At 62.2% G+C, this 19,341-nt stretch carries 19 protein-coding genes and 1 pseudogene; 7 read left to right on the forward strand and 13 right to left on the reverse strand.

Annotated elements, in window-relative coordinates; genetic code table 11:
• The first annotated feature begins 147 nt into the window (after positions 1-147).
• The 6 genes from ACTAQJ_RS05920 to ACTAQJ_RS05945 all read left to right on the forward strand — a co-directional run bounded on the left by ACTAQJ_RS05920 (position 148) and on the right by ACTAQJ_RS05945 (position 5,410).
• Positions 148-789: a GntR family transcriptional regulator gene (locus tag ACTAQJ_RS05920; protein ID WP_498701415.1), complete on the forward strand. Its 642-nt coding sequence runs from the start codon at positions 148-150 to the stop codon at positions 787-789.
• Positions 790-812: 23 nt separating this feature from the next.
• Positions 813-2,333: an MmgE/PrpD family protein gene (locus ACTAQJ_RS05925; RefSeq protein WP_498701416.1), complete on the forward strand. Its 1,521-nt coding sequence runs from the start codon at positions 813-815 to the stop codon at positions 2,331-2,333.
• Entirely contained in the window at positions 2,334-3,239 is a 906-nt protein-coding gene (prpB, locus tag ACTAQJ_RS05930) for a methylisocitrate lyase (RefSeq protein ID WP_498701417.1), read from the forward strand.
• Between the two features lie 31 nt (positions 3,240-3,270).
• On the forward strand, positions 3,271-4,407 hold the full coding sequence (locus ACTAQJ_RS05935; RefSeq protein WP_498701418.1) for a bifunctional 2-methylcitrate synthase/citrate synthase: 1,137 nt from the start codon (positions 3,271-3,273) through the stop codon (positions 4,405-4,407).
• Between the two features lie 144 nt (positions 4,408-4,551).
• Positions 4,552-4,815: a hypothetical protein gene (locus ACTAQJ_RS05940; RefSeq protein ID WP_498701419.1), complete on the forward strand. Its 264-nt coding sequence runs from the start codon at positions 4,552-4,554 to the stop codon at positions 4,813-4,815.
• A gap of 1 nt (position 4,816) precedes the next feature.
• Positions 4,817-5,410, forward strand: coding sequence for an adenylate kinase (locus ACTAQJ_RS05945; RefSeq protein WP_498701420.1), 594 nt, complete (start codon positions 4,817-4,819; stop codon positions 5,408-5,410).
• Positions 5,411-5,601: 191 nt separating this feature from the next.
• On the opposite strand, the gene ACTAQJ_RS05950 is transcribed toward ACTAQJ_RS05945, so the two are convergent.
• The 12 genes and pseudogenes from ACTAQJ_RS05950 to ACTAQJ_RS06005 form a co-directional block, all read right to left on the reverse strand.
• Positions 5,602-6,603 (reverse strand): sugar phosphate isomerase/epimerase family protein, encoded by a 1,002-nt coding sequence (locus tag ACTAQJ_RS05950; RefSeq protein WP_498701421.1) that lies wholly within the window; start codon positions 6,601-6,603, stop codon positions 5,602-5,604.
• A gap of 2 nt (positions 6,604-6,605) precedes the next feature.
• Complete coding sequence (locus ACTAQJ_RS05955; RefSeq protein WP_498702155.1) at positions 6,606-7,733, reverse strand: Gfo/Idh/MocA family protein; 1,128 nt, start codon at positions 7,731-7,733, stop codon at positions 6,606-6,608.
• A 147-nt stretch (positions 7,734-7,880) separates the two neighbouring features.
• A complete protein-coding gene (locus ACTAQJ_RS05960) occupies positions 7,881-8,669 on the reverse strand; it encodes a sugar phosphate isomerase/epimerase family protein (protein WP_498701422.1) in 789 nt (262 codons plus the stop codon).
• Between the two features lie 32 nt (positions 8,670-8,701).
• A complete protein-coding gene (locus ACTAQJ_RS05965) occupies positions 8,702-9,730 on the reverse strand; it encodes a zinc-binding dehydrogenase (protein WP_498701423.1) in 1,029 nt (342 codons plus the stop codon).
• A gap of 51 nt (positions 9,731-9,781) precedes the next feature.
• Positions 9,782-10,681 (reverse strand): annotated as a pseudogene (locus ACTAQJ_RS05970) (formylglycine-generating enzyme family protein).
• Positions 10,682-10,756: 75 nt separating this feature from the next.
• Entirely contained in the window at positions 10,757-11,215 is a 459-nt protein-coding gene (locus tag ACTAQJ_RS05975) for a Gfo/Idh/MocA family oxidoreductase (protein WP_498701424.1), read from the reverse strand.
• A 4-nt stretch (positions 11,216-11,219) separates the two neighbouring features.
• Positions 11,220-11,840 carry a Gfo/Idh/MocA family protein gene (locus tag ACTAQJ_RS05980; protein ID WP_498701425.1) on the reverse strand — a complete coding sequence of 207 codons (621 nt, stop codon included), beginning with the start codon at positions 11,838-11,840 and terminating at the stop codon, positions 11,220-11,222.
• 114 nt (positions 11,841-11,954) lie between these two features.
• Entirely contained in the window at positions 11,955-12,773 is an 819-nt protein-coding gene (locus ACTAQJ_RS05985) for a sugar phosphate isomerase/epimerase family protein (RefSeq protein WP_498701426.1), read from the reverse strand.
• A 29-nt stretch (positions 12,774-12,802) separates the two neighbouring features.
• Positions 12,803-14,071, reverse strand: a complete 1,269-nt coding sequence (locus ACTAQJ_RS05990) for a sulfatase-like hydrolase/transferase (RefSeq protein WP_498701427.1) — start codon at positions 14,069-14,071, stop codon at positions 12,803-12,805.
• Complete coding sequence (locus tag ACTAQJ_RS05995; RefSeq protein WP_498701428.1) at positions 14,068-15,180, reverse strand: ABC transporter substrate-binding protein; 1,113 nt, start codon at positions 15,178-15,180, stop codon at positions 14,068-14,070. Before ACTAQJ_RS05995 ends, ACTAQJ_RS05990 begins: the two co-directional genes overlap by 4 nt.
• Positions 15,146-16,051: an ABC transporter ATP-binding protein gene (locus ACTAQJ_RS06000; protein WP_498701429.1), complete on the reverse strand. Its 906-nt coding sequence runs from the start codon at positions 16,049-16,051 to the stop codon at positions 15,146-15,148. Before ACTAQJ_RS06000 ends, ACTAQJ_RS05995 begins: the two co-directional genes overlap by 35 nt.
• Positions 16,048-16,929, reverse strand: coding sequence for an ABC transporter permease (locus ACTAQJ_RS06005; protein WP_498701430.1), 882 nt, complete (start codon positions 16,927-16,929; stop codon positions 16,048-16,050). The genes ACTAQJ_RS06000 and ACTAQJ_RS06005 overlap by 4 nt, the downstream gene beginning before the upstream one ends.
• Positions 16,930-17,113: 184 nt before the next feature.
• Between ACTAQJ_RS06005 and ACTAQJ_RS06010 the strand changes: the two genes are divergently transcribed.
• Complete coding sequence (locus ACTAQJ_RS06010; RefSeq protein ID WP_498701431.1) at positions 17,114-17,989, forward strand: LysR family transcriptional regulator; 876 nt, start codon at positions 17,114-17,116, stop codon at positions 17,987-17,989.
• A gap of 61 nt (positions 17,990-18,050) precedes the next feature.
• Here the strand turns inward: ACTAQJ_RS06010 and ACTAQJ_RS06015 are convergent, their stop codons facing one another.
• Positions 18,051-19,304 (reverse strand): metal-dependent hydrolase family protein, encoded by a 1,254-nt coding sequence (locus ACTAQJ_RS06015; RefSeq protein WP_498701432.1) that lies wholly within the window; start codon positions 19,302-19,304, stop codon positions 18,051-18,053.
• Between the last annotated feature and the right edge of the window lie 37 nt (positions 19,305-19,341).

Genomic DNA, 19,341 nt, shown 5'->3' on the forward strand with positions numbered 1-19,341 from the left:
ATGTGATGCAGAGCACCCTAGCTAGAAGCGAGGACATCCAACTACCTCCCAAAGGAGGTAGTTGCCGACAAGGCTTGAATGTATACACAGAGCTTCCAATCTGCGCGTTTATTGCCGCCTGACTAATGCTGTGTATACACTGTGGTTATGCGCGCCAGTGATCGGGCCTATGCGGCTCTTCGTGAAGACATCATTGAGTGGCGCCTTCGGCCGGGCACCGTCCTCGCGGAAGTGGAGCAGTCCGAGCGTCTGGGTGTGTCCCGCACGCCGGTGCGGGAGGCGCTGGGACGGCTGACCGCTGAGGGATTGACGACGGCGGCCGGTGGGCGTGGCGTCGTCGTGACCGATATTTCGCTGGACAGCATCGATGAGTTGTTTGAATTGCGCGAAACGCTGGAGGTCAGGGCCGCGGCGTTGGCCGCGCAGCGCGGAGAGCCGGGCGTTTTCGCCGAACTGCACGCCCAACTGCTGGGGGCCCCGGGTCTGCTTCGCGATACCGATCCTGCCCGGCACGAGTATTACGCGTTGGTGGGCCGCCTGGATGAGGCCATCGACGCCGCGGTCTCCAACTCCTACCTTGCCCAGGCCATGCGGAGCCTGCGCGTGCACCTGGTCCGGGTGCGCCGGCTGGCAGCCGATGACGCCGCCAGGCTCCGTGCCGCGGCCGCCGAGCACGCCGCGATTGCCGAAGCGATCGCCGCAGGCAACCCGCGGCTGGCCGAGGCCGCCACCACCGTTCATTTGCACCGAAGCCTCACCCACGTCAAGGCCGCTCACGTGGCCCGCTGAAAACCCCCAGTAGAAGGAGCACCATGGTCAAGAACCACCACGTCCGCGTGTACAAGTCCGAAGAGAACCTCCCGCGTGAGGAACAGCTCGCGCACAAAATCGCCGTGGTCGCCGCCGACCCCGTCGACGTCACCCCGGAGGTGACGGATATGGTGATCAACCGGATCATCGACAACGCCTCGGTGGCCATCGCCTCCCTGAACCGCGCCCCCATCATCGCAGCACGCGCCCAGGCCCTGACCCACGCCCCGTCCGCCAACGGCACGGGCGGGCACGTCTTCGGCATCAGCGAGCGGGTCTCCCCCGAATGGGCCGCCTGGGCCAACGGGGTGGCCGTCCGCGAACTGGACTACCACGACACGTTCCTGGCCGCGGACTACTCCCACCCCGGCGATAACATCCCGCCGATCCTCGCCGTCGCCCAACACGTCGGCTCCAACGGCAAGGACCTGGTCCGGGCCATCGCCACCGGCTATGAAATCCAGGTGAACCTGGTCAAGGCCATCTGCCTGCACCAGCACAAAATCGACCACGTCGCCCACCTCGGCCCCTCCGCCGCCGCAGGTATCGGCACGTTGTTGGGTCTGGATGTTGAGACGATCTTCCAGTCCGTGGGCCAGGCCCTGCACACCACCACCGCCACCCGGCAGTCCCGCAAAGGCGAAATCTCCACCTGGAAAGCCCACGCCCCCGCCTTCGCAGGCAAAATGGCCGTCGAAGCCGTGGACCGCTCCATGCGCGGACAGACCTCCCCCGTGCCGATCTACGAAGGCGAAGACGGCGTGATCGCCTGGATGCTCGACGGCCCGGACGCCTCCTACGAAGTCCCCCTGCCGCTGCCCGGGGAGCCCAAGCGCGCGATCCTGGACACCTACACCAAGGAACACTCCGCCGAGTACCAGGCCCAGGCGTGGATCGACCTCGCCCGCAAACTCCACCGCGAGCACCCGGAGCTCACGGACCCGGCCAACGTGGCCTCGGTGCTGATCAAGACCAGCCACCACACGCACTACGTGATCGGCTCGGGAGCGAACGACCCCCAAAAATACGATCCGTCCGCGTCCCGGGAAACCCTGGACCACTCCATCCCGTACATTTTCACCGTCGCGTTGCAGGACGGTACCTGGCACCACGTGGATTCCTACGCCCCCGAACGCGCAGCCCGCCCGGACACCGTGGACCTCTGGCACAAGGTCAGCACCGTCGAAGACCCGGAATGGACCCGCCGCTACCACTCCCTGGACATCGCCGAGAAAGCCTTCGGCGGTTCGGTGGAAATCACCCTCACGGACGGAACGGTCATTACCGATGAGATCGCCGTGGCCGACGCGCACCCGCTCGGCGCCCGGCCGTTCGCCCGGGAGCAGTACATCACCAAGTTCCGCACCCTCGCCGCCGGTCTCGTGGAGGAGACCGAGATCGAACGGTTCCTCACCGCCGTCGAACGCGTCACCGAACTCGGCCCCGGCGAACTGGACCAACTGAACATCACCGCAGCCCCCGGCATCATCGACCCCAGCAACGCGCCGAAGGGACTGTTCTAAATGCTGTACTCCAAAGTCACCCCCGAACAGAAACGGGTGAAACTGCGGGAACTGCTGGCTTCCGGGACCGTGCACCAATTCCCCGGCGCGTTCAACCCCCTCTCAGCGCGGCTGATCGAGGAGAAGGGCTTCGCCGGGGTCTACATCTCCGGCGCCGTGCTGGCCAACGACCTCGGCCTGCCCGACATCGGCCTGACCACCCTCACCGAAGTAGCCACCCGCGCCGGGCAGATCGCCCGCATGACCGACCTGCCCTCCCTCGTGGACGCGGACACCGGCTTCGGTGAACCCATGAACGTGGCCCGCACCATCCAGGAACTCGAAAACGCCGGCCTCGCCGGCTGCCACATCGAAGACCAGTTCAACCCCAAACGCTGCGGGCACCTGGACGGCAAAAACGTCGTGGACCTCGACACCGCCACCAAACGCATCCGCGCCGCAGCAGACGCCCGCCGGGACCCTAACTTCCTCATCATGGCCCGCACCGACATCCGCGCCACCGACGGAATCCAAGCAGCCCAGGACCGCGCCAAAGCCCTCGTGGACGCCGGCGCCGACGCGATCTTCCCCGAAGCCATGGCCGATTTGAGCGAGTTCCAGGCCATCCGGGACGCCGTGGACGTGCCCATCCTGGCCAACATGACAGAGTTCGGCAAAAGCGACCTCTTCACCGTGGACCAACTCCAAAGCGTCGGGGTAAACATGGTCATCTACCCCGTCACCCTCCTGCGCATTGCCATGGGCGCTGCAGAGGCCACCTTGGAAACAATCAAGAGGCTGGGCACCCAGGAAGTTCGTGTACCGCAGATGCTCACGCGTGCGCGCCTCTACGAACTCGTCGACTACGAGGCCTACAACCAATTCGATACCGGCGTATTCAACTTCGCCGTACCGGGCATCCGATAACGCACTCGATACAGAACAAAGGAGTTCAAACATGGCTGAATCAGAAATCCGCAAAGGCCTTGCCGGCGTCGTGGTGGACTACACCGCCGTCTCGAAGGTCAACCCAGACACCAATTCCCTGCTCTACCGGGGATACCCCGTTCAGGAACTGGCCGCCAAATGCAGCTTCGAAGAGGTCGCGTACCTGCTATGGAACGGCGAACTGCCCGACGACGAACAACTCGCGGCGCTCGTTGCCGTGGAGCGCGCGGGCCGCGCCTTGGATCCTGCAGTCAGGGAGGTCATGGATGGTCTGCCCACCACTTCGCACCCCATGGATGTCTGCCGTACAGCTGCTTCCGTCTTGGGAGCCCGGCATGAGCTGGCCGAAGATTCATCCCCCGATGCCAACATGAAGAAGGCGATCGACCTCTGGGCGGCCATGCCCGCGGTAGTGGCCTATGACCAGCGCCGCCGCCGCGGCCAGGACGTGGTGGAACCGCGGGAAGACCTGGACTACTCGGCAAACTTCCTGTGGATGACCTTCGGCGAAGAGCCCGTGGACGAGGTGGTGGAGGCGTTCAACGTCTCGATGATCCTCTACGCGGAGCACTCCTTCAACGCCTCCACGTTCACAGCCCGCGTGGTCACGTCCACACTCTCCGATCTGCACTCGGCCGTGACCGCTGCCATCGGCGCCCTCAAAGGCCCGCTCCACGGCGGCGCCAACGAAGCCGTCATGCACACGTTCGACGAAATCGGCATCCGCAGCGAAGAATCCCTCGAGGAAGCCGCAGTCCGGGCCCGGGCATGGATGGAAGACGCCCTGGCACAGAAGAAGAAGATCATGGGCTTCGGACACCGCGTCTACAAGCACGGCGACTCCCGCGTGCCCACCATGAAAGCCGCCCTGGACAAAATGATCGCCCACTACGGCCGGCCCGAACTCCTGGGACTCTACAACGGACTCGAACAAGCCATGGACGAAGCCAAGGCCATCAAACCCAACCTCGACTACCCCGCCGGGCCCGCCTACCACCTCATGGGCTTCGACACCCCGACATTCACCCCGATCTTCGTCGCCAGCCGCATCACCGGCTGGACTGCGCACATCATGGAACAGCTGGCATCGAACTCGCTCATCCGACCCCTGAGCGCATACAACGGTGCGGAGCAACGCTCACTCTAATGCCGCCGTTGAGCCCCTGAACTGGTGGTGGGGCACCGGATGATCACCCGGATCATCACACCTATCGCAACGTTGCGGTGCCCCACCTCCGCTTTTGATGCTGCCCTTGCAGCCAGAGCCCTTGAAGAAAAGAGGAGCCAACCCGTGGACTTGCACCCACAACCGGACTGGGGCCGACTCTTGGGCCAACATGTGGAAATCCGCCAGGCCGGAAACTTTGTCAGAAGCGGCATCGTGGACGCCGTGATGCCCGACAACTCGATCATTTGGCTTTCAGCCGAGGGGCCATGGCCCCGGGAAATGGTCGAAAAGTCAGGCAGCCGGGAGGTCTTCGCCCGCTACCAGTGGGATGTCCCGAAACAGAACACAGCTGGGCATCCCCTCACACACACTTCTAAGGACGACTGAGATGAGATTGTTGATTATTGGCGCCCCGGGCTCCGGGAAGGGCACGCAGGCTGCCCGCATCTCGGAAAAGTTGGGAGTTCCCGCGATATCCACCGGCGATATCTTCAGGGAGAACGTCAAGAACCTGACCCCGTTAGGGCAAAAGGCCAAGACATTCATGGATAGCGGGGACTTCGTGCCTGACGCCATCACGAACGAGATGGTCCGGGACCGCCTGCGCGAAAAGGATGCTGAACAAGGATTCCTCCTCGACGGTTACCCGCGGACAATGGCTCAAGTTGACTACCTTGATGGCATCCTCAACGCTGACGAACTGGGAATCAGTGCCGTTCTACAGCTTGTTGTCCCCGACGCCGAGCTCGTATCCCGCCTGCTGGCCCGTGCAACCGAATCGGGACGAACCGACGACACAGAACAGGTCATCAAGCACCGGCTCGAGCTCTACCACCAGCAAACCGAACGGGTCGTCTCGCGCTACTCCGAGCGCGGCATCCTGGTCAAAGCCAACGGCACCGGTTCCATCAGCGGTGTCCTCGAGCGCGCGCTGCAGGCCATCACAGTCGCGTCAGCCCCGCGCAGTGGCGCGCGTGGCTGATTGAGTTCGGTCACGTTCGGGGACGGCACTTCGGGAGCCGGAGTTTTGGGTCGGTTTGGGACGGCCCCCGACGCCGTGCTTAAGTCTGTCTTCGAGCGCACGCCGGTACGTGGAGGTACTTCACGTACCGGCGTGTGCTCAAGCCGGGATGTCCCGTTTGGCGAACAGTCAAAGTTCGCGAGCCGCATTGATCAGTCTTTGCTGCTGAAGGCGGCGTCGAAGGAGGTCTGCGACGCCGGGAAGTCGTACTTTTTCAGGGCGGCGAGGGCTTCGGGGGCGCCGTGCAGGCGGTCCATTCCGGCGTCTTCCCATTCCACGCTGATGGGGCCGTTGTAACCGATCGCGGCCAGGGCCCGGAAGGAGGATTCCCAGGGCACATCCCCGCGTCCGGCGGAGACGAAGTCCCAGCCGCGCCGTGGATCGCCCCATGGCAGGTGGGAGCCCATCACGGTGTTGCGGCCGGTGGGCCGGAGCTTGGTGTCCTTGCAATCCACGTGGTAAATCCGGTCCTTGAAGTCCCAGATGAAGGAGACGGGGTCGATGCCTTGCCACATGAAGTGGGAGGGGTCCCAGTTCAGGCCGAACGCGGGCCGGTGGCCGATCGCTTCCAGGGTCCTCACGGTGGTCCAGTAGTCGTAGGCGATCTCACTGGGGTGGACTTCGTGGGCGAAGCGGACCCCGCATTCATCGAACACGTCCAGGATGGGGTTCCACCGGTCCGCGAAGTCCTGGTAGCCGGCGTCGATGACCTTTTCGGGGACGGGCGGGAACATGGCGACGTATTGCCAGATGGAGGACCCGGTAAACCCGACCACGGTGTCCACGCCGAGTGCTTTGGCGAGGCGGGCGGTGTGTTTCATTTCTTCGGCGGCGCGTTGGCGGACGCCTTCGGGCTCCCCGTCACCCCACACGCGGGACCCGACGATTGCTTCGTGGCGGAAGTCGATGGGGTCATCGCACACGGCCTGGCCTTTGAGGTGGTTGGAGATGGCCCAGACCTTCAGGTTGTACTTTTCCAGGACGGCGAGTTTGGACTCGACGTAGCCGGGTTCGTCCCAGCGCCAGGCGTCGAGGTGGTCTCCGGAGACGGCGATTTCCAGGCCGTCATAGCCCCAGCCCGAGGCAAGGCGCGCGACTTCCTCGAAGGGGAGGTCGGCCCACTGGCCAGTGAACAGGGTGTACGGGCGGGACATGGTCAGGCTCCCTCAGTTAGTAGTGTCTTGTGTTCGACGGCGGTGATGGTGCTTCTGTTGCTGGCTGAGGCTTCCACGGCGGCCAGGACGCGTTGGACCTGCAGGCCTTCTTCGAACGACGGCGACGGCTGGCTTCCGTCCCGAATGGCCACCAGGAAGTCCCGGATCTGGTGGGTGAAGGTGTGTTCCCAGCCGATGATGTGACCCTGCGGCCACCACGCTTCGAGGTAAGGGTGTTCGGGTTCATTGACGAGGATCCGGCGGAAGCCCTGCTCACGCACAGGTGCGGTGGCGTCCAGGAAGTTCAACTCGTTGAGATTTTCCAGGTCGAACGTCAGGGAACCTGCGGTGCCGTAGACCTCAATCTGAAGGCTGTTCTTCTGACCGGTCGCCACCCGGGATGCTTCGACGGAGGCACCCATGTCCCCCGTGAGCCAAAAGGTAGCCCAGACCGCGTCGTCAACCGTGACATCTTCGAGCCCGCGTGCCGGACCACCTGCGCCCGGGCGCTGGGTAACGAAGGTTTTCAGGACACCTGATGCTTCAAGGATGGTTTGCCCGGTCAGGTACTGGATCTGGTCGATGGCGTGGGAAGCGATGTCACCCAGCGCTCCTGAGCCCGCGGTTTCCTTGCGGAGCCGCCAGGACATGGGGGACTGGGCGTCGGCGAGCCAGTCCTGCAGGTATGCGGCCCGGACGTGCCGGACGGTGCCGAGCCTGCCTTCGGCGATGAGTTCACGGGCCAGCGCCAAGGCCGGGATGCGGCGGTAGTTGAATCCAATCATGGACTGGATGCCGCGGGCACGGGCTTTGGCTGCGGCCGCGGTCATGGCTTCTGCCTCGGCGATCGTATTCGCCAGCGGCTTCTCCACCAGGACGTGCTTGCCCGCTTGGAGGGCGGCGATGGCGATCTCGGCATGCATCCAGCCCGGCGCGCAGATATCAACGATATGGATGTCGTCCCGTTCAATGACGGAACGCCAGTCCGTGGCGGACTCGGTCCAACCGTACTTGGCAGCGGCTTCCGCGACGGCACCGGCATCCCGGCCGACGAGGACTTTCTGCTCGAAGGCCGGGACGTCGAAGAAGCTGGCCACATTCCGCCACGCATTCGAGTGGGCCTTCCCCATGAAGGCATAGCCGATCGCGGCCACGCCAAGCGGTTTGTCTTTCACTGCGGTGTCTCCTGTCTGGGATTGGAAGCTGGGAAGAGCTCGTCTCTTTTCATGCAGTCTTTGATGTAGGCGTCAGAGGCGCGGAGGTGTTTGCTGATCTTTTCAAAACTCCAGCCCCCGGTTCCGTGGCACGTTAAGGCTTGCCACGCCTTGATATCCGACGCGGCGAAGAGCGCTCAGCATGACGTAGTGGTCCAGGGTTCCATCGGAGCGCGGGAGTTGTTGCTCAGCGGGGCCGAAGTTCAGGCCGTCCATGCCGTGACGGTAGGCCCGGTCAATATCCCAGATGTAGTAATAGAAGAGCCGTTTGCGTTCGGCGAGGAAGGTGATGGCCTCGCTGATGGTTTCTTCCATAACCCATAGGTGCGGGGGTGCAATGCATATTCCAAGATAGGGGTGGTCGATGTCTCGGATCAGGCGCTTCATCTGGGCCAGGGTGTCTACGCCTTCGTGCCACCGTTTGTCTTCGTTGGCGCCGGATTCGAAGTCCTCGGCGAAAGGCACTGTGAGGTGGTTCTCAACAGCTATCCGCACACCCCTGCGGGCTCCGGCCTCGACGATTGGAGGCAGGAAGGTGGAGACGAAGTCGGAATAGTTCGCCTCACAGTCAAAGATCAGGGTGTCGATGCCCAGGTCAGCGGCGAAATCGACGCGTTCGAGGATTTCGTCCTGGGTCTTGCCGTAGACGGTCAGCCCGCACGGGGTGAGTCCGTACTTATCGAGCAATCCACGGATGGCGCCCGGGTCGTCGCCCGGGTTAACGTGATGAGCCAGCGGTGCAGCTGAGGACCAGAGGTTGACTTCCTTGAAGCCGATGTCTGCGAGATCGCGGATCGAATCCTCGAAGTCGTAGTCGTGAAACGGGACCAGTTCGGCGGCATATCTGAACATGAACTTTTCTTTCGAAGAAACTGATTTTGGGACTACCAGATAAAGAGGGCTTTTTCGGTTTCGCGAAGATCGAAGGCTTGGAAGGCTTCCTCGGCCTGATCGATGGAGAATTCGTGGCTGATGAGCTCTTCAACCGGGACCTTCTGATCAAGGACAAGGCGGACGATTCCTTCCCAGTCACCGAGAGGGAAATACCAGCCCCCGACGACGGTGAGAAGCTTGCGTATGATCTGCTCGCTTGGGTTGATTTCCGTTGCTCGGGATTCTCCGACGAAGGCGACGGCTCCCAGCTTCGCCGCAGCATCCAGGGCTGAGTTTTGCCCGGCCGGATTGCCGGAGCAATCGATGCAGATCTCGGCACCACGGCCTTGGGTGAGGTCACGGACCCGTTGGAGGACGTCGTCGTTCGCGCTGTTGATGACGACATCTGCCCCGAGCCGGCTAGCCTGTTCCAGACGGTCGGCAATGATATCGACGGCGATGATACGGGCGCCGAACGCCTTCCCAACAAGTACCGCGGCCAATCCCATGGGGCCCATGCCGAAGACGGCGACGGTCTTGCCGCCTGCCACTCCGAGTTTCTTCTGCGCGTGGTACTGGCTGCCGAACATGTCGGTCATGACTGCTCCGGCCCGGAAGGAGAGCTCGTCGGGGAGATGTAAGCAGTTCCGTTCAGGCAGGACGAAGTAGTCGGCGTCGCCTCCGTGGACATCGAATCCCCAACACTTCCACTGATTGCATAGCATCATGTAGCCGCTGAGGCAGTATTCGCAGAAGTTGCAGCCCAGAGCGAGGTACCCGGCTACGCGATCACCTTCCTTTACGTGGGTGACGGAATCGCCGATGCGGACGACTTCACCCGCGGCTTCGTGTCCCGGGATGACCGATCCTTGCCGGACGCCTTCACCACCGACAATCGGGCTCCCATGGTAGAGGCTCATGTCGCTGCGGCAAATGGCCGAGGCACGGGTGCGGACCAGTACGTCATGCGGGCCGAGGTCCGGGATTTTCCGGTCTTCCACGCTGACTCGCCCGTCACCGGGAAGGATGACTGCTTTCATTCTCAATTCTCCATGTCCTTGTTCGATGATGCTGGTGAACGCTTCGCCGGTTTATGAAGCGTTCCTAACGGTCCGGAAGCCGCAGTTGCCGCTGGAGGACTCGGGCGTGTTGAAGGTGCGTGCGGCAACGCGGTAGCGGTTGCAGTAGGAGTCATGGCAGAGGTAGGAGCCGCCCCGCATGACCCGTCCAGCACCGATCGTGGGCCCCTGCGGATTGTCCATGGGTGACGTGCGGTAGTACTTGGGCAAGAACCAGTCGGCGCACCATTCCCAGATGTTGCCGGCCATTTCGTAGAGACCGTAGCCGTTGGCAGGGAAGGTCTTCACAGGCGAGGTTCCGAGATATCCGTCTTCGCTCGTGTTTGCTCCGGGAAAGACGCCTTGCCAGATGTTGCAGTAGTGCTCCCCGCCTGGGGTGAGCTCGTCACCCCAGGCGTACCGCTTGCCTTCTAGTCCGCCGCGGGCGGCGTCATTCCCACTCCGCCTCCGTGGGCAGCCGCCGACCGGCCCAGGCGCAATAGGCCAGGGCGTCGAAGTGGGAAACCTGCACCACCGGATGATCAGGTAGCTCGTTCCAGTGGGAATCCGGGCCGAAAGGATGGGCCCAGTCGGCACCGCGAACGTTGAGCCACCACGGCGCCCCCGCCGCGGTGCCGACGATATCCCGCTCCGGGGCACGGACAAGCAGATGGAACACAGCGGAGGTGCCGTGATCCGCTCGGCCTCAGTCCGATACCCGGTTTCCTTCACAAAGGACGCGAACATGCTGTTGGTGACCGCTGTCGCGTCGATTCGGAAGGCGTCCAGCCGCACCCTGTGAACCGGTGTCTCGCCGTCGGCCCGGTAGCCCTCATCGAATGCGTCCCCCATGGAGAACACTCCTCCGGGAAGCAGCACTTCGTCATGCGCTGGCAGGCAGGTGCGAGGAGTTGGATTCTCGCCCTGAAGCACAGGACGCTTTTTGTTCTCGCTTCCCGGCTTAATGGATGTGGAACAGCAGCCGACCTTCACGCTTCTCCCATTTTCTTACCTCCCCGTCACCGCTGGGGCGTGGGCTCCCGTTTGCACAGATTCGACCTTTACCCACTCGCGCGTCGCTCCTGATGTCGCGATCGCTTCATCGACGAGGGCCGCCTGGTAGCCGTCAGCGAAGTCCGGCCGAATCCGCTCCCCCGTTTCTATGGCCTTCATGAGTTCATAAGCCTCGATGATCTTGGTCTCGCCGTATCCGATGCCGAGTGCAGGAATGGGCCAGAGCGCTTCGCCGTACGGCGTGGCCGGCCCGGTATATACAGTGCGGAAGCCTCGCCGGTCTGCAGGATCATCTGCGAATGCAACCTGGAGTTCGTCCCGGCGCTCGTAGTTGAATACCAGGGAACCGCGGGTGCCGTGGATCTCAAACGTCAGGAAATTGTTCCGGCCCCAGGCATTTCGCGTGGCTTCCAGCGACCCGACTGCCCCGTTGGTGAACCTGACCAGAGTCACCGCCTCATCGTCGACGTCGACAGTTCCCCTTGGCCCAGAGGAGACCTTGGCGGTGCCGAGGGTGGTCCAATCCGCCAGTTTGCAGCGGACGCTCCTTGATCCAGGTCGAGACGACGGAATTTACCTCGGCAATTTCTCCGACGAGATAGCGTGCGAGGTCCACGACGTGCGAGCCGATGTCGCCTATTGCACCGGAGCCTGCGATCTTTTTCTGGAAGCGCCAGCTCAGAGGCGAGTTGGGGTCCGCACTCCAATCCTGCAAGTAGGTACCGCGGAAGTTGAGGATGTCACCAATCTCGCCGTTCTCGATGTACTTCCTGGCCAGCACCACGGCAGGGGTTCGCCGATAGTTGAAGGCGACAGCATTGACCACTCCGGCCCTTTCGACTGCGTCGAGCATGAGCCGTGCTTCGTCTGCCGTTGGTGCCAGGGGCTTCTCGCAAATGACGTGCTTGCCCGCCTTGGCAGCGGCAATTGCGATTTCGGCGTGGAGATGATTGGGCGTGGCGATGTCGACGACGTCAATCGTGGGATCTTCGACGATCTCCTGCCAGGACGAGGAGTGCCGCTCCCAGCCGTAGCGATCGGCTGCGGTCCGGGCCAGTTCGTCGGTCGCGTCGACCACCACCTTTCGGATGGGGCGGGCCGGTGCTCGGCGCAGAAGAACATTGGCATTGCGGCGTAGGCCAGAGAATGGGCTTTGCCCATGAAGCCTCCGCCGATGAGGGCGATGTTTACATCACGCATTGGTAGCCTCCTGAAGGAATTTGTAATTTTCGACGGCTGCAACGCCCGGATCACCCGGATAGCCGTCGAGTTCCACTCCGATCCAATCGGAGTAACCGAGGGTTGTTATCGCAGCGAGGATGGCACGAATGTCGAGATCCCCATCTGCCAGAGGGACAAACGTGCCCGAAGCTGCGATGTAGTTCTTAAGATGGACGTACGTGAGCCGGTCAGCGTAGCGGTCCATGATCTTGATCGGATCGCCACCACCGGCGGCGAGATGGGCGACGTCGGCGCACAGGCCAATGGATGAGGCGGCGAAGAGGGCGTCGATCTGGTCCGGGTTTTCAGCGAGGCTGCCCAGATGGGGGTGGTAGCTGGGGATGAGACCCTCCACCGTCGCGCATTCAGCTACACGCTCCAGCAGCTCCGCCATAACCCGGTAGTCGGAATCGAGCCGGCCGCGTACCCTCACTCCACCTCCTCCGATAACGAAGTGGCGGGCACCCACGGCAGCGGCCACCTTGATGGAGCGCTCGAAACGCAGGTATTCCTCCTCGTGTGCGTCTGGATAGATGAAGTGGCCGCCGGAGTAGACACCTGCCAGTGTGAGGCCATGGGTTTCCAGGCGGCGTCCGAATGCTTGCGCATCGTGACCCATGGCCAACAGGTTGCCGTCGAAGATTTCGACGCCGGAAAACCCTGCTGTTGCTATGGCTTCAAGCGCGGGGTCCAAATCTCCCGGGGTGAGATAGTGTCCGGAAGCCAAATCAGTGACGGCTCCCGGCGTGCCCACAACGTCACCCCAGGCATTGACTTGGTACGCATACATGGTTTTAGTCCTCTCTTGGGATTTTCGGTTCATCGGGCGTCGACATTGCCTTCGAGCCACCAAAGGCGGCCATCGTCGTCGGACCTGTCGATGGTTCCCTCCTGTTGGTCCATCAGGCGGCTGAGTTCGGCGACGACGTCGGGATGCCTCCGGCTGAGGTCGTAGGACTCCCCGGCATCGGCCTCGATATCGAACAGCTGTGGCAGGGACATGGTGGCGAATCGCTCCGCTCCCCAGGTCTGTCGACGGCGGTGCAGCTTCCACTTCCCCTTGCGGACCGCATTCAGTTCATATCCGTCGAAATACCAGATGGGGTCGTGTTCAGCGGATTCCTTGCCTTCAAGGGTGTCCGCAATGATCTGGCCGTCCACTGGCTTGCCATCGGGATCCAGCCCGAGGTAGTGGCAAATGGTCGGCAGCACGTCAACCGACGCCAGAGGCGAGTTCACAACCACTGACCGCGGAAGCTGCCTTGGCCACGACGCCAGGAACGGGACACGCGTGCCCCCTTCCCACGTCTCGAACTTCCGTCCTCGCATGCCGCCCGTTGACCCCTCGAACCATGGGCCGTGGTCAGCGGTGAACACGAAAATGGTGTCCTCAAGAATGCCTCGCTCTTCAAGGGCGTCACGAAGCACTCCGACGTGATGATCGATGCTCTCAACGGTGTCCCCGTAGGGACCTCCTGCAGACCTGCCCTCAAACTCGGGGTCCGGCTCAACAGGGTAGTGCGGAGTGGTGAAGGCGACATAGGTGAAAAACGGCTGCCCCTCAGGAACGTTGTCAATGAACCCGATGGCTTCTTCGACATAGCGGCGGGTCAGGGAAGACATATCCGGGCCGTCCTCGAGCACTTCCTCATTTCGATACAGGAAGTACGGTGGAGTGTCATTACTGAACGGCAGGCCGAAGTAATGATCAAAGCCGAAACGGAGCGGACCCCTTGCGGGCATCTGTCCCACATGCCATTTGCCGAATGCTCCTGTGGCATAACCAGCTCTGGACAGGTAGGACGCGATCGTCATCTCGTCCTTATGGAGACCGGTATCCTCGTCCGGGAACAGCACCCTGCCTACGCCGGTGCGCGCTGCCACCCGGCCCGTGAGCAGCGCCGCCCGGGCCGGTGAACACGTGGGCCCCCCGCTGTACATGGCCGTGGCACGCACTCCGTCTGCTGCAAGCTCGTCGAGCCGGGGTGTGGCGATGACTGTGCCGCCATTGCACGCGAGGTCACCGTAGCCGAGGTCGTCGCAGATGATGATCACTACATTGGGTCGGGCATGTGATGGTTGTGTCATTTGCCCATGCCTTCCACAACGGAGGATGTGACGAAGTCGGCGACGTTCGGAGCGGACTTGAGGATGCCGAGTTTGGTCATCGTTTTGATCATCTTTTGGGTGATCTTGGTGAAGCCGGCGCCCGGCGCCAGAGAAACGGGCGAACCAGGGTCAGCAAGCGTGGAAGAGACCAGGCAAGGCGAGGGCTGGTTGTCGTAGATGATCTGAGCCTGATCGCCGGCAAGGCCGATGCCCTTTTGGAGCGCGTCGATGTAAGTGGCCTTGTCCTGATTGACGATGGGAGTCGCCTCGTCCACGGCCGCCAGGAACTTCTGCAAAGCAGCCTTGTTGCTGTTGATATAGTCCTTCGACGCGATGAAGTTGCCGGTATCCGGGACGCCGAGGTCGGTCGACGTCGTGCCTTTCACGATCTGCGCCCCGCTGGAAATAAACTTGGCGCCGACTGAGGCGAACATGAACACGGCACTAAGGTCCCCGCGGTCGAAGCCGGCGACCAGGCCAGCCGGGTCGTAGAACTCAATCTGAACATCGCTGGGAGTCATGCCCGCTTTTTCCAGGGCGATCAGCAGGAAGATGTGCGCCACTGTGTTCTGGGTGGTCGCTACCTTCTTGCCTCGAAGATCCTGAATGGAGTGGATGTCGCTGTCCGGCTTGACGTATAGGGCAGCCATGTCTCCGGCGTTGTTTGCGATGCTGAAGACTTGGAGCTGTGCGCCCTGCTCGTTGGCTGTAGCCATGGCAGGAACTCCGAAGTAGCCCACATCTGCGCTGCCGCCCACCAGGGCGGAGATGAGGGCAGGCCCGGAATCGAACTTCGTTCCTTCAACCTTGACTCCGTGCTTCGCGAAGAGATCGTGCTGGAGGGCATAGTAGAAGTTGGCCTGCAGGCCCTGCGCGTAGGCAACCCGAATGGTGGGCGTCTCGCCCCCTCCCCCGCCGGATGAACCGGGGAAGAGCAGGCTGCAAGTCCGAGGGACAGCGTCAGGGCCGCCGCCAGGGCAGTGGCATACCGACGCAGACGAAAGGTAAACATTTTCGATCTCCGTTGATTCGTAAGTAATGTGATGGGTTTGGCTAGGATGGGGCGCCGGTGGTTGTTCTGGTTTCATTCCGGCGCGCGTTAAGCGATTTGAGGAGTGCCGCCTTGAGCTCGACGTAGTCGGGCTCGCGCTGCAGGTCCTCTGCCGACTCCGCCATCGCTGCGAGTCCGCTGCGATATACAGAGGTGATGGTTCCCGGAATGCCCGAGATGATCATGATGGTGCCGCACAGCGTGATCGCCTCGTCGACGTCGTGGGTGACCATGACTGTAGTGAGCTCTGGTGACGTTGACACGAGATCGCGCAGGAGCACGTACATCTCACGGCGGGTCAGGGCATCCAGTGCGCCGAACGGTTCGTCCATGAGCAGCACCTTCGGCCGGGTGAGGAAGACCCTTGCCAGAGCCGTACGGGCCCGCATGCCCCCCGAGATCTGATACGGGAAGAGGTCCGCCGCGTCCGAAAGCCCGACCCGGTCCATGAAGTAGGCGGCTTGGGAGAACATGGCCTGCTTATCGGTGCCGTACGTCTTTGCGTGCCTGGCCCCAAACAGCACGTTCTCCTTTACTGTCATCCAGGGGAACAAAGCCGGCTGCTGGAAGAGGTACCCGATGTCCGCCGCTGGCGCCGCGAGGCTACTCCTGCCGTCATTCCAAAGCTTCACTTCGCCAGTGGTCGGGCTCTCGAATCCTGCGATCAGACGGAGCAGCGTGCTCTTACCGACGCCGGTCGGTCCAATGACAGCGACGCTCTCGTTTGTCTTGATTTCAATGTCAATCCCGGTGAGTACTTCCCGGTGTCCGCCGCGAACGGAGTATGCCTGGGCTGCACCGGCCAAGGTGATTTTCGTGTCGCCGATCGCGCGGGCCGGCGTTTTGTCCATGCCGTTCATGGTCTGCTCTCTGATGGGATGGGACGAGAGGATGTTCTTCTGGTTCATCGGGAGACCTGCCAATGCAACAGGCGATTCTCGAAGTAACGGAACCCGTACTCGAAGGCAACGCCAACCACACCGATAAGGAGAATCCCCACGTAGCCCGTGTTGACGTCGAAAACCTGGGATGAGTTACGAATCATGTAGCCGAGGCCCTGCGATGCGCCGATCAGCTCCGCCGCGACCACAACCGCCCAACCGACAGTCAGGGCCGTCCGCAACCCCGCAAGGATCTGCGGGAGTGCCGGTGGAAGCACGACTTTCCTCAGGAACTGCAACCGGCTCAGTCCATAATTGCGGGCTACAAGGTAGAAATCCTGAGGTACTGCGCGAACACCAAGAGCCGCGCCGGTCGACACGAACAGAACCGCCGTCATGAAGATGACGAATACCTTCGACTGTTCACCGATCCCCAGCCAGATCACGACAATAGGAATCCAGGCAAGCGCCGGGATGGGCCGAAGGAACCCGATGAGCGGGCTAAACAGCCGGTCGAGGAACCGGTTGAGGCCGATACCCAGTCCCAGCGGCACCCCGATGAGGGTAGCCAGCCCCACCCCGAAAAGTGTCCTGCTGATACTTGCCAGGAAATGCTGCCACAACGGGGTTCCGGTGTAGCCGGACTGTACGAGCGTGACGAGTGCGTCGATGATCCCCTTAGGAGAACCCAGATATCTCGAAGGAATCCCCAGGAAATTGACCCGGGTGAGCACGAACTGCCAAAACAGCAGGCCGAGGACGATCAACGCGATAGTCGGGCCAAACCGCATGAACCACGACCCGACGTGTCGACCCGCAGATGAGGACGTTGAGGCCGAGCGGGAAGGACCGGCCTCCGTGACGGCCCGCCGCTGAGGAGCTTCAAACTCCTTGGTCCACAACATCAGATGCACCTCTTTCCAATTGAACGAATGACTCAGCGAGGGAGCCGCCAACAGGACCTTTCACTCCGAAGAATGTCGGTTCCAGCCCATGTCGGCGGGAGATTTTCTCTAACATGACTCCAGTTTGAAACTCCCCGATCAATAAGTCGATGGGGTACAGCTTCTGATGCGATAACCTGTTCTTATGGACCTTAAGGACATGCTGGCCTTCCGTACACTCGCGGATGAATTGCACTTCGGCAGGGCCGCCCAGCAGCTCGAAATGAGTCAGCCGGCGCTCAGTCAGAAGATCCGCAAGCTCGAAGACGAGCTGAACGTTCAACTACTCACACGGACGAGCCGGGCTGTCGGCCTGACCCAGATCGGCGAGCTGTTCCTCCAGTCATGCCGTCGAACTCTTGCCGAGGCGGAGCGTGCGCGGGAAACCGTGCTCGATGCAAGGGACGGTCTTTTTGGCCGCCTGGTGATCGGATGTCTCGGCGCAGCTGCCAACGGCCCCGTGCCGGACCTTATCCGTCGCCTTCTCGGGAAAGAACCAGGGTGCATGGTTGAGCTTCAGCACTTCCTCGATGCCGGGGCGCAAGTTCGCGCAGTTGTAGCAGGGAACATCGACATCGGATTTGTACGCTCGGCCGCGATGGACAACAAGGTGGTGTCCACACACCTTCTTGACGAATCGTTTAAGGCATTTCTGCCCGAGGAACATCCCCTCGCTGCACGCACCAGCCTCAAACTGATAGACCTCCGTGAGCAGCCGATGGTTTTCCTGCCGCGCGAGTACAACCCTTCGTACTACGACCTGCTGGTCTCTGCATGCAGGTCCGCCGGTTTCGAGCCATTGGTTAAGGGATACGCCACTAGCCTGGAGACGCAACTGGCGCTCACAGCGGCCAACGTAGGCATCGCCCTCCTGTCCAGCTCGAATGCGAACATCTCCCGCACCGGAGTCGTGGCCGTAGACATTGACCCAGATGACATCATGGCCCCCCTGTGGATGATCCACGCCCGGTGGCAGCGAAGCCGCCTCGCCGATCTCTTCATAGACGTTGTAGCCTCGTGAGCCACGACTTCCAGCGATAACGAAGAAGTCGTCCGGCAGCTGCAGCAGCCATGCCCCACCTTCAGCCGACCGGTACCTCCAACGCGAAGTCCGCCGCGCCCCGAAGGGCACCGGGAGACACGATCTGCCCGTCCTTGATGACAGTGCGCGCCTTACTTTCGTCCCAGAGGACCGAGGGGTCACGGAAGGGATTCCCGTCCAGCACAACCAAGTCCGCACAGGCCCCTTCGGTGATGCGTCCCAGGTCAGCGCGGCGAAGCAGGGTGGCGTTGGTGGATGTTGCCGACCGGAGGGCACCGTACACGCCAAGCACTTCACACTGCAGGCGGAGTCCAGCCAGTTGCTCGTCCTCCAGTTCACCCATGAGGTCTGTTCCGAATCCGATCCGGACCCCTGCGTCCCGGGCCAGTGCCAGCGCGTTCCTCCCGGCCTCCAGAACTTCCCGGTTCTTGGCCGCTCCCACTTTAGTGAGGCCCACTTCCTCTCCGCGTCGTTCCATGGCCTCGTAGGTCACCAAGGTGGGGACTAGATAGACGTCGTTATCAGCCATGAACTGGGCGGTTTCCGCATCCATCAGATTGCCGTGTTCGATGCAGCGGACCCCATTAAGTACTGAATGGCGAATGGCCTCGGGCGAATATGCGTGAGCCGTGGCGTAGCTGCCCCGCCGGGAAGCCTCCTCCGTCACGACGCGGATTTCCTCCGCGCTGTACTGTGGAACCCGAATCGGATCGACCGGTGAAACTACCCCTCCGGAGGTCATTAGCTTTATCGCGGTGGCGCCGGTCCGGAATCGGTGGCGCACGGCCCGCAGCAGGTCATCGGCGCCGTCCACCACTTCGCACATGTGCCCGCCATGGAAGCATCCTCCGTCGTTCGCGGCCCGGATATCGCCGTGACCGCCTGTCTGGCTTAGCGCCGGTCCCGTGAAGAAGTAGCGTGGACCAGGGTACAGACCCTCCTCGATGGCGCTCGCAAGGCCAACGTCGCCGCCCGCCACGTCACGAACCGCTGTGAACCCACGGAGCAATGCAGCCGCGAGGCGCCTTGCCCCAGTAAGTGCGGAATAGCTAAGTGGCCCCGTCTCGTTCGTGGCAGACGTCAGGCTGAGCGCGTAAGCATGGAAATGCGCATCGATAAGTCCTGGAATCACGGTACGGCCGCCGGCGTCAAGGACGACGCCGGCCTCTTCCACCTCCTGCCCTGCCCCTGTGATCCGGCCTTCCCGGATGCTGATCGAGCCCTCAATCAGCTCAGGTGATTCACCGTCGAAGATCAGGGCATTCCGTATTGTCAGGCTTCCCGGAGTGGTCACGTGTAGGTCCTTCCTGTGGTCCAGCGCGGGCGGGCCC

The sequence above is a fragment of the Arthrobacter sp. alpha11c genome (genome assembly GCF_054149985.1).

What these genes read in the sequence shown, in the direction of transcription:
- ACTAQJ_RS05920 (WP_498701415.1), top strand. Translation starts at nt 148, where the DNA reads ATGCGCGCCAGTGATCGGGCCTATGCGGCTCTTCGTGAAGACATCATT.
- ACTAQJ_RS05925 (WP_498701416.1), top strand. Translation starts at nt 813, where the DNA reads ATGGTCAAGAACCACCACGTCCGCGTGTACAAGTCCGAAGAGAACCTC.
- prpB (WP_498701417.1), top strand. Translation starts at nt 2,334, where the DNA reads ATGCTGTACTCCAAAGTCACCCCCGAACAGAAACGGGTGAAACTGCGG.
- ACTAQJ_RS05935 (WP_498701418.1), top strand. Translation starts at nt 3,271, where the DNA reads ATGGCTGAATCAGAAATCCGCAAAGGCCTTGCCGGCGTCGTGGTGGAC.
- ACTAQJ_RS05945 (WP_498701420.1), top strand. Translation starts at nt 4,817, where the DNA reads ATGAGATTGTTGATTATTGGCGCCCCGGGCTCCGGGAAGGGCACGCAG.
- ACTAQJ_RS05950 (WP_498701421.1), bottom strand. Translation starts at nt 6,603, where the DNA reads ATGTCCCGCCCGTACACCCTGTTCACTGGCCAGTGGGCCGACCTCCCC.
- ACTAQJ_RS05955 (WP_498702155.1), bottom strand. Translation starts at nt 7,733, where the DNA reads ATGGGGAAGGCCCACTCGAATGCGTGGCGGAATGTGGCCAGCTTCTTC.
- ACTAQJ_RS05960 (WP_498701422.1), bottom strand. Translation starts at nt 8,669, where the DNA reads ATGTTCAGATATGCCGCCGAACTGGTCCCGTTTCACGACTACGACTTC.
- ACTAQJ_RS05965 (WP_498701423.1), bottom strand. Translation starts at nt 9,730, where the DNA reads ATGAAAGCAGTCATCCTTCCCGGTGACGGGCGAGTCAGCGTGGAAGAC.
- ACTAQJ_RS05985 (WP_498701426.1), bottom strand. Translation starts at nt 12,773, where the DNA reads ATGTATGCGTACCAAGTCAATGCCTGGGGTGACGTTGTGGGCACGCCG.
- ACTAQJ_RS05990 (WP_498701427.1), bottom strand. Translation starts at nt 14,071, where the DNA reads ATGACACAACCATCACATGCCCGACCCAATGTAGTGATCATCATCTGC.
- ACTAQJ_RS05995 (WP_498701428.1), bottom strand. Translation starts at nt 15,180, where the DNA reads ATGAAACCAGAACAACCACCGGCGCCCCATCCTAGCCAAACCCATCAC.
- ACTAQJ_RS06000 (WP_498701429.1), bottom strand. Translation starts at nt 16,051, where the DNA reads ATGAACCAGAAGAACATCCTCTCGTCCCATCCCATCAGAGAGCAGACC.
- ACTAQJ_RS06005 (WP_498701430.1), bottom strand. Translation starts at nt 16,929, where the DNA reads ATGTTGTGGACCAAGGAGTTTGAAGCTCCTCAGCGGCGGGCCGTCACG.
- ACTAQJ_RS06010 (WP_498701431.1), top strand. Translation starts at nt 17,114, where the DNA reads ATGGACCTTAAGGACATGCTGGCCTTCCGTACACTCGCGGATGAATTG.